The following is a 9,189-nucleotide window of genomic DNA, read 5'->3' as shown; positions in this document are numbered from 1 at the left end:
CTCTCTTCATCATGTCAAAGAACGTTGCTCTGAATCTTTCAGAACTAGTGGTTTCGCCGTCTGCGCTACCGTTGTTCCCGATTGGGAGTGCAAAAGTGCAGGCTTTATTTTTAATACGCAAGCACCAGTCACAAATATTTATCAACTTTTTTTGCGAAACTTTCTAACCGCTTCATAATCAGAACTGACCGCTTAAAAGTTTTTTTAAATATTTTTGAAATACTCAATAACATGCATTTTCAAAAGCGCTTCCTGCTTCATAATATCACCCACAGGCAGCGCGCGCTCCAACTTGTAATGCGGCCAGCCTTCCTTATCTATATGCTCTAATGTGTAGTAGGACGATAAGCTTAGCACTTTACATATTCCTATATGCATCAGATCCTGCTTTTGTTCTTTCGTAAACCTTTTTGCACCCATTCCCAATTCCTGAACCCCTATCAAAAACAAAACGCCATTGAGATCCCCCGGCTTCTTTCCTATTAATTGTTCAAGCTGGTCCAGCAAATGTTCCCATTGCATTTCCAGAGGCTGATCTTCGATATTCATATATAATGTTACAATTGTTTGTCAGAAATAAACCGTCAAATCTACTTTGACGTTCTCAGTATACAATACAATTTTAGAAAGCCCTTTTTCGGGCGTCTGAAACAAACATTGGAAGAATGCTTTTGATGGTTTTTCCTAACTTTGGTTTTTGCTGTAATTAGATTGATAAATTGGATAAGCATAATATTTTGAATCATAACGAATATTTGTCAACGCTTAACGAACCTCAACGCGAGGCCGTTTTGCATGGTGATGGGCCTTTAATGATCATAGCGGGTGCGGGTTCGGGGAAAACGAGGGTCCTTACTTATCGTATTGCGCATCTGATCGAAAACGGCGTTGATCCATTCCGTATTCTTTCCCTGACCTTTACCAATAAGGCTTCGGGAGAAATGCGTCACCGGATCGAAGGTGCAGTTGGAACAGAGGCGAGAAACATCTGGATGGGCACATTTCACTCTGTTTTTGCAAAAATACTCCGGATAGAGGCGCGTTACCTGGGTTATACAAGTGACTTTTCGATTTACGACACAGATGATTCCAAGTCGCTTTTGCGGAGCATTATAAAGGAATACAACCTCGACGATAAAGTGTATAAGGCCAATGTTGTCTTTAACCGGATTTCCGGAGCTAAAAACAGACTGGTTTCCGCGGATGATTATCTGGCCAATCCGGCTATTCAGGCGGACGACGACGCTGCGAAGATGAAGGAGATCGGCAGGTTGTATAAAACATATGTTATGCGCTGTTTTCAGGCGAATGCGATGGACTTTGATGATCTCCTTTTTAATACCAATGTTCTTTTTCGCGATTTTCCGGATGTACTATATAAATATCAGCACAAATTCCAGCACGTGATGGTGGATGAGTTCCAGGATACGAACGTTTCGCAGTATCTGATCACCCGGAAACTTTCGGCTGTTCACAGGAACATCGTGGTGGTGGGTGACGATGCGCAAAGCATTTACGCGTTCCGAGGCGCTAACATTGAGAACATCCTCAACTTTGAGAAGGACTTTCCGGACGTAAGGGTCATCAAGCTGGAACAGAATTACCGCTCAACGAGCACGATCGTGAATGCTGCCAACTCTGTTATTGCCCGCAACAAGGCGCAGCTGGAAAAAAGGACATTTACGGATAATGAGGAAGGTTCATTAATAGATGTCATCAAAGCTGGATCTGACAATGAGGAAGGTCGTCTGGTGGCAACGGCGATTTTTGAAGAGAAAATGTCGAAAGCGCTGCGAAATGAAAATTTTGCTATACTATATAGAACCAATGCGCAATCCAGGTCCTTTGAAGAGGCGCTCCGTAAGCTTGGAATTAAATACCGGATTATTGGCGGACAATCTTTTTATCAAAGAAAAGAGATCAAGGACTTGCTTGCTTACCTGCGTTTCACTGTGAACCAGCGCGATGAAGAAGCATTTAAACGCATCATTAACCTTCCTAAAAGAGGCATAGGCGATGGCACAGTGGCAAAAATCGCGGTTGCGGCTTCCGAAAACGGAATTCCGATCTGGGAAGTGGTTGCTAACATCGGCAAATATGCCAGTGGAAGGACCATAACGCCGATCGAGCAGTTTGCGACTTTGATCAAAAGCTTTAAAATTATGGTCGAAGAAGGCAAAGATGCTTACGAGGTGTCGGCCCACATTGCCAAGGTTTCGGGGATCTTGCGGGAATTATATGAAGACAAAACGGTAGAAGGACTTTCGCGCTATGAAAACGTTCAGGAATTGTTGAACGGGATCAAGGAATTTGTAGATAATGAAGAAACAGAAGACAAAACATTAAGTGCATTCCTTCAATCCGTTTCCTTGTTGACGAACGCCGACGAACCGGATGATAATAATGATAACGACCGGGTTACGATGATGACCATCCACTCTGCGAAAGGCCTGGAATTCCGGAATGTATTTATTGTGGGCTTGGAAGAAGACCTTTTCCCAAGCCAGATGATGCTGGAAAGCCGTCAGGACCTGGAAGAAGAACGAAGGTTGTTTTATGTGGCCATTACCCGCGCCGAAAAAAAGCTTTCCTTCTCTTACGCCGAAAGCCGTTACCAATGGGGAAGATTGAAAATGTGCGAACCAAGCCGTTTCCTACTGGAAGTCGATCCGCATTTCCTGAATGTTTCCAACATGCTTCACGGAGCGCCTACGCGGGATAGCGTGAGTCCTGTAACGTCCTTTGCAAGGAATTTAACCCAAAGGAAGCCTGCTCCGACTCCATCCAGTACGACAGTTTCACATACGCCGTCCGAAGATTTCGTGCCCACCGACACATTTGATCTCAAAGAAGGAGACAAAGTGGAACATTTGAAGTTTGGTTTCGGAGAAGTAACGAGGATGGACGTGAATGGCACCGACCGCAAGGCAACCGTTAATTTTAAACTTGTCGGAGAGAAAACTTTGCTGCTGAGCTTCGCCAAGCTCCGTATTCTGAAATAATTCGCTTAGCATGATTATAGTACGTTTGTCGGCAGCTTTAATGTTTTAACGGTCCCTGCTACACTTCTTTAAACTTAAACACCCTAAAACTTCACCATTAAACAACATGAATATGTTTATTGAAAAAGACATTATACAAATACAAGAACGCGGAAGCGATATTGCCACAGTAGAAGAACAAGTCAATTATTTTGTAAACGGATTCCCCTTCCTCCAACTTTCAAAAGCTGCCACCGTCGGCGATGGCATCATTCGCCTCACCGACGACCAAATTGCAACCGTAATCAGTGAATTTGATAAAAGTGCTTCGGAAGGAGAAATTGCACTCTTGAAGTTTGTTCCTGCCTCCGGTGCTGCTACGAGAATGTTCAAATCCCTTTTCGGGTTTTTGCAGGATGATAAAAAAGACAAATCTGTTGACGAGTTTTTTGCCAAACTAAAAGACTTTGCATTCTATGAGGATCTGAAAACCTCGCTCGCTGCCGACGGAAACGACATTGAGACGGCGGATGAAAAAACCATTGCATCTTATTTCCTGACTAACAAAGGATTAGGTTATGGTGAGCTGCCAAAAGGTTTGCTGAAATTCCATAATTATGCAGAACGTTCCCGAACGCCATTAGAGGAACATTTGGTAGAAGGCGCGAAATATGCCAATGCCGGCAGCAATGTCCAGATCCATTTTACTGTGTCGCCTGAGCACCGTGACAAATTTGAAAAACTGGTGGTAGAAGTGCTGCCAAGTTACCAGAGTGAGTTTGGCGTGCGTTACATTGTTTCGTTCTCCGAACAGAAAAGCTCAACCGACACCATTGCGGTTAACCTCGATAACACACCCTTCCGCGAAAAAGACGAAAGCCTGTTGTTCAGACCGGCGGGTCACGGCGCGTTGCTGGATAATCTCGGACAGCTGGATGCGGATATTATTTTTATCAAAAACATTGATAATGTGGTTCCTGACAGAATTAAACAGGACACCATTACTTATAAGAAAGCGCTGGCCGGCATTGTATTAAGTTACCAAAAAAGGATTTTCTCTTATCTGGGAAAACTGAAAGACCAGGCTAACCCAGCATTACTAAGCGAATTGGACGCTTTTTTCAAGACAGAACTTTGCGTTGTGCCTCCTGCTGACTTCGATTCATGGTCGGATGATCAGAAAGCCATCTATTTTCAGAAAAAATTGGATAGGCCTTTGCGCGCTTGCGGAATGGTGAAAAATCAGGGAGAACCGGGCGGCGGTCCGTTTTGGGCTGAGAATGCAGATGGTTCATCGTCCTTGCAGATTGTAGAATCAGCGCAGGTGGATGTCGATGATGAGTCGCAGAATAGCATTTTCAAGAACTCAACGCACTTTAATCCAGTGGATCTGGTATGCGCGGTGAAGAATAGCAAAGGCGAATTGTATGATCTTAAAAAATTCCGTGATCCCTTAACGGGCTTCATTACCGGGAAATCGAAAGATGGTAAGGAGCTGAAAGCGCAGGAATTGCCAGGACTATGGAACGGCGCCATGGCAGATTGGAACACATTGTTCGTAGAGGTGCCCTTAATTACATTTAATCCGGTAAAAACGGTGAATGATCTGCTGCGTGAGCAACACCAGTAGAACTCATTTATACACCAAATAAAAAACGCCAGACTCTAAAATCTGGCGTTTTTTATTTGGTGACTTTATAGAACCCATCAAGGGATCGGCAATACTTTGCTTTCTTTAAATGTCGAAAGAATAACCATCGTTTGTGTGCTGGCAACTTCTTCAATCTCATTTATTTTTTCAAGCATCAACTTCTGATATGTGCTGATATCTTTTGAAATCACACGAAGAAGAAAATCTCCTGTTCCGGTAATATGGTGACATTCAATAACTTCTGGAATTGCATGTATCTTCTCGACAAAAGACTCTGTTACCGCCTTCCTGTGTCCAACCAGGGAAATTTGTACAAATGTGCTAACGCCCAAGCCTACTTTCTCCGGCTCCAGTTGCGCATGATAGCTTTTGATAATTCCTGATTGCTCTAATTTTTTGACACGCTCCAAAGTTGGTGCAGGCGACAAGCCTATTTCTTTGGACAGTTGTGCGTTAGTTATTTTTGCGTTCGTTTGTAAGATCTCCAGTACTTTACGGTCTATCTGGTCTAACTTAATAATGGCCGACATTTCTCTATGACTAAGGTTTTATATTGCCCCTTTTTTAGGACGCTGCAAAACTAATTAGTTTCCCGAAGAATCTTACAATTATATACTGAAAATTTGTCAAAAAATAGAATTATCGTAGGCAAAAACAGAATTTAGTTTTGAAATATTAGGCTTTTACCAATTGTAACTTTTCGTATGCAATTGGTTTACACTGCGTAAGTTTCGATCTTTTGCAGAAAATCCTGATAAGTAACCGCTATTCCATCCTCCAATTCCACGCGGTGTTTCCAGCCAAGCGCGTGCAGCTTGCTCACCTCCATTAGTTTACGCGGCGTTCCGTCGGGTTTGTCGGTGTTCCAATGAATTTCTCCGGTATAACCAGTTACACGCTGGATCATTTCGGCAAGCGTTTTGATAGACACATCTGCACCCACTCCAACATTCAGGAAACCGGGCTCATCGTAATTTTGCATCAGGAAATAACACGCATCTGCAAGGTCATCAGCGTGCAAAAACTCCCTTAACGGAGATCCTGTGCCCCATAGCTCAACAAATGGCTTATTTTCTTCCTTCGCCTCATGGAATTTGCGGATCATGGCAGGAAGCACGTGCGAATTGTTCAGATCGTAATTATCATTGGGGCCGTAAAGGTTTGTCGGCATGACAGAGATGAAATTGCAGCCGTACTGTGCGCGGTATGCTTCACACATTTTTATTCCGGCAATCTTCGCAATTGCATAAGGCTCATTGGTTGGCTCCAAAAGTCCTGTCAGCAACGAGTCTTCATGAAGCGGTTGCGGAGCCAGTTTTGGATAAATGCAGCTGGAACCCAGGAACATCAGCTTTTTGGCATCCGTCCGATAAGCGCTGTCAATGACATTGTTCTGGATCAATAAGTTATCGTGTAGGAATTCGGCCCTGTAAATGTTATTGGCCATAATCCCGCCTACTTTCGCTGCTGCTAAAAAAATATACTCCGGCCGCTCGGTCTCAAAAAAGTTTCTGACTGCACTTTGATCACGCAGATCCAGCTCAGAAGAGGTCTTAAGCAGGAAATTATCAAACCCTTCTTTCACTAATTTCCGATGAATGGCAGAGCCAACCATTCCACGATGTCCGGCGATATAAATTTTAGCGCTTTTTTCCACTGCGTTTTTTTTAAATTTGTGCGTTGATAATCAATATAGAAATAATCAATTCGTTACAAAAGTAACAATCTTGCTCTGAAGAAAAATTCAATATACATGCAAAGAATCATTCTTTTATGGTGCTTTTTCGCTCTTATAATGGCAGAAACGGCATCGGGGCAATCGGAGCAGCAGACAGAAACGCCCGCCTGGCTTCCAAAAGAAACGGTCAAGAAAGATACGGTTAACCGCTCCAAGGGACTCAAATCCTTTGTTTCCGGCCTGGATCCTGTAATGGGCACGTCTGTGCCAGGCGCATCCACGCGGGGTGCTAATGGAAAACCTACAAGTCTGTCTACATTGTTTGGCGAGACGATTCCGGATCTCGGGTTGAAGGTTAAAGAATACAAAAGCCAGAAAAAAGACCGCAAAAGCAAAAAGGAAAAAGCAAAACTTGCCAAGGTGCAGTATGAAGGCATTCCTATGCAAAGCATGTCTGTCAAATACGGAAGTGGCGACCGCGCAACGGTTGAATATTTTCATGTTTTGAAGGAATACAAACCCCTGAACCAGTATGTCATGGGCGCCAACACGCGTTGGTATGACAAGAAAGGCAAGAAATTAAGCTCTGCGCTCATTAAGGATAAGGAACAAGCATTGCCACTTCACGGCTCTTACAAGAAATACAGCGGCGAAAATCTGATCGAGGAAGGTTTTTACTACATGGGTGTGAAAGATGGCCGATGGGTGAAGTACGATACAAAGTTTAATCTGATCGACAAGTCTGTCTGGGAGCGCGGCTTCCCTGCCGAATCGCAGATCACTTACTATGACTCGGCCCACAGCCAGATTAAAGAGGTGTTACCGGTCATGTTCGGACAGGTTGAGGGCGAGTATTTACAATTTTATAAAGAAGGTCAGCTGGCAGTAAGCGGCAAATACGATGGCGGCGCGAAGATTGGCCGCTGGGTAGAATACTATCAGTTCAAACGTCAGCGTAAGAAGGAGATCCAATATCCAAAGTCGGGCTGGGATGAAGAATTTGAGCCATTTGTGCTGCGGGAATGGGATGAAAAGGGCAAACTTCTTTACGATTATACCAAGGATCCGCGTGCCTCAACAGAAGAGGAAACGGAAAATTAAAGCCCTGAATGGTTGAAAATCCTCAATCACCTGCTTAATTAGCATGCCGGATTTTGCGGCATGAATGAATTGAAATATGTTTTTGACTCTCCTAGGCTTTGTCCGGAATAAGATCTGGCTGGCATTTTTGCTCTGTATTGCTCCCATTATCATTTATATCTGGGTTTTCCAATCTATTGCACTGAATGTCAATTACGTAGCCTTTGACGATATCCTTGTTTTCGGCATTATTCCTGAGTTCGAAAAAGCGACATGGCCTGAGCGCTGGCAGTTGCTGACCACATTATTTCCTGAGCACCGCCTCGTTTTTTCCCGGTCGGTTATTCTCCTTTTTTATGACATTTTTGGCCACGTTAACCTTGTCTGGCTGATGATCGTGGCCAACATTTGCTGGGGATTGTGCGCATTTATTTTTTATAAGGCATTTCAAAAGCTGCACCTGTCGATCTGGTATTTTGTGCCGGTCATGTGGCTTTGGTTTAACATTCAATCCTACGAAAATATTTTTTGGGGCGTCAGCTCGCTGTGCAACTTCGGGGTGATCCTATTTGTGCTGTCAGCACTTTATTTTGCTGCCTATCATCCCAAAAGGGTTTTTGTCAGCTTAATTTTCGCCGTCGCTGCCACTTTTACCTATGGCAATGGCTTGATGGTTTTTCCTGTTATCGCGCTCATGTTCCTGATTACAGGGCGCCGGAACCAGTTTTTCACAACCGTGCTTTTTACCGCCTTTGTAGCGCTCATTTACTTCCTCGACTTTACACCCATTACACAAAACCTTAGCTTTTCCGATCCGCAACAAGTCAAAGAAGGCTTTTTCGGATTGTTCGGCTTTATTGGTTCCATTGCAACTGTAAGCGCTTACAGCATTCCGTTATCAGCCATGTATATCGCCTCCGCATTCGGAATGTTGCTGGTGATCGCATTCATTTTTTTATATCAAAAACAAATTCTACCCCTTTGGCATGCTGCCTGGCTGAAATCAAAATATACCAACCGCACAGCCATATTTGCGCTCGCTATCCTTATTTTCATCGGCATTACCACACTTGCGTTAACCTATAAACGCATTCCTACGGATACGTTTGCGGGCATGTTCAAAGGTCGTTACCGGATGTATTCTACCATGTGCTGCATTGCGTTGTACTTTGCCTTTCTGAGCTTGAAAAGTCATCATACGAGGCTGCGCTTATCGCCTGTTTTCCTGATATTGGCCATTGTGTTAAACATGGTGATACTCCACGGCAACTTTGCAGAAGCTGTTAATTACCGCCGTTCGGCCGTCACCCAGGAATTCAATGCACGTTATAATGCCGATTGGCTTGGTATCCGCATGTTTTCAATGGATCAAAAGCATTTTGAGAAAATCAGAGCGTACTACAATTCCACGGACCCGCTCGCAGAAGGCTGGAATCCAAAGGCAGATCTCACCGGAATGGCTTGTGACAGCATATATACGCCTGATTTGATCACCCAATCCGGTGATTATCTGGCAATTAATTTTGAACAGGATTTTTTCAAACCGGTGAAAGATTATACAGATGGCGCTTATGTGATTTTGAAATCAAAAGACCACGTTTATACTACGCCGCCCAATCAATCCGCGGTGCCTTTGAGAACGACCATCCGCCGGGGAATGTATTTTAATAAAGGTGCTTTCGCCAATTTTCACAGGGCAACCATTGAACCAGGAAATTATTCGATCTTTTTAATGATCCGGAAAAACGGACAAAATAAGATATACTGCACTGGTAAGACCTGGAATGAGGTTGATTAGC

General features: G+C 43.8%; 7 protein-coding genes. 4 read left to right on the top strand and 3 right to left on the bottom strand.

Translation table 11 applies throughout. The features are described from left to right. Positions 1-204 precede the first annotated feature (204 nt). Positions 205-549 (bottom strand): hypothetical protein, encoded by a 345-nt coding sequence (locus L0660_RS25535; RefSeq protein ID WP_235161941.1) that lies wholly within the window; start codon positions 547-549, stop codon positions 205-207. 188 nt (positions 550-737) lie between these two features. Here L0660_RS25535 and L0660_RS25530 point away from each other — a divergent pair, with 188 nt between their 5' ends. Together L0660_RS25530 and L0660_RS25525 are read left to right on the top strand one after the other, a co-directional pair. After that, positions 738-3,002 (top strand): ATP-dependent helicase, encoded by a 2,265-nt coding sequence (locus tag L0660_RS25530; protein WP_233799250.1) that lies wholly within the window; start codon positions 738-740, stop codon positions 3,000-3,002. Between the two features lie 112 nt (positions 3,003-3,114). Beyond that, entirely contained in the window at positions 3,115-4,611 is a 1,497-nt protein-coding gene (locus tag L0660_RS25525; protein ID WP_235161940.1) for a DUF4301 family protein, read from the top strand. A gap of 77 nt (positions 4,612-4,688) precedes the next feature. On the opposite strand, the gene L0660_RS25520 is transcribed toward L0660_RS25525, so the two are convergent. Further along, positions 4,689-5,162, bottom strand: a complete 474-nt coding sequence (locus L0660_RS25520; RefSeq protein WP_015813234.1) for an Lrp/AsnC family transcriptional regulator — start codon at positions 5,160-5,162, stop codon at positions 4,689-4,691. 185 nt (positions 5,163-5,347) lie between these two features. Further along, positions 5,348-6,289, bottom strand: coding sequence for a GDP-L-fucose synthase (locus L0660_RS25515; protein ID WP_310589649.1), 942 nt, complete (start codon positions 6,287-6,289; stop codon positions 5,348-5,350). A gap of 96 nt (positions 6,290-6,385) precedes the next feature. Here L0660_RS25515 and L0660_RS25510 point away from each other — a divergent pair, with 96 nt between their 5' ends. Next, the gene (locus L0660_RS25510; RefSeq protein ID WP_235161939.1) at positions 6,386-7,411 is read left to right on the top strand and encodes a toxin-antitoxin system YwqK family antitoxin; all 1,026 of its coding nucleotides are present in this window, start codon (positions 6,386-6,388) and stop codon (positions 7,409-7,411) included. 76 nt (positions 7,412-7,487) lie between these two features. Then, positions 7,488-9,188: a hypothetical protein gene (locus tag L0660_RS25505; protein WP_235161938.1), complete on the top strand. Its 1,701-nt coding sequence runs from the start codon at positions 7,488-7,490 to the stop codon at positions 9,186-9,188. Position 9,189 lies beyond the last annotated feature (1 nt).

It is taken from the genome of Dyadobacter sp. CY351 (assembly GCF_021502625.1).
Taxonomy (GTDB): domain Bacteria; phylum Bacteroidota; class Bacteroidia; order Cytophagales; family Spirosomataceae; genus Dyadobacter; species Dyadobacter chenhuakuii.
The sequence above is the reverse complement of the archived record's forward strand: the minus strand, read 5'-3'. Positions and strand labels throughout refer to the sequence as shown.

Excerpts from the sequence above, each read along its gene's own strand:
- L0660_RS25520 (WP_015813234.1), bottom strand. The coding sequence starts at position 5,162 with ATGTCGGCCATTATTAAGTTAGACCAGATAGACCGTAAAGTACTGGAG.
- L0660_RS25505 (WP_235161938.1), top strand. The coding sequence starts at position 7,488 with ATGTTTTTGACTCTCCTAGGCTTTGTCCGGAATAAGATCTGGCTGGCA.
- L0660_RS25535 (WP_235161941.1), bottom strand. The coding sequence starts at position 549 with ATGAATATCGAAGATCAGCCTCTGGAAATGCAATGGGAACATTTGCTG.
- L0660_RS25510 (WP_235161939.1), top strand. The coding sequence starts at position 6,386 with ATGCAAAGAATCATTCTTTTATGGTGCTTTTTCGCTCTTATAATGGCA.
- L0660_RS25525 (WP_235161940.1), top strand. The coding sequence starts at position 3,115 with ATGTTTATTGAAAAAGACATTATACAAATACAAGAACGCGGAAGCGAT.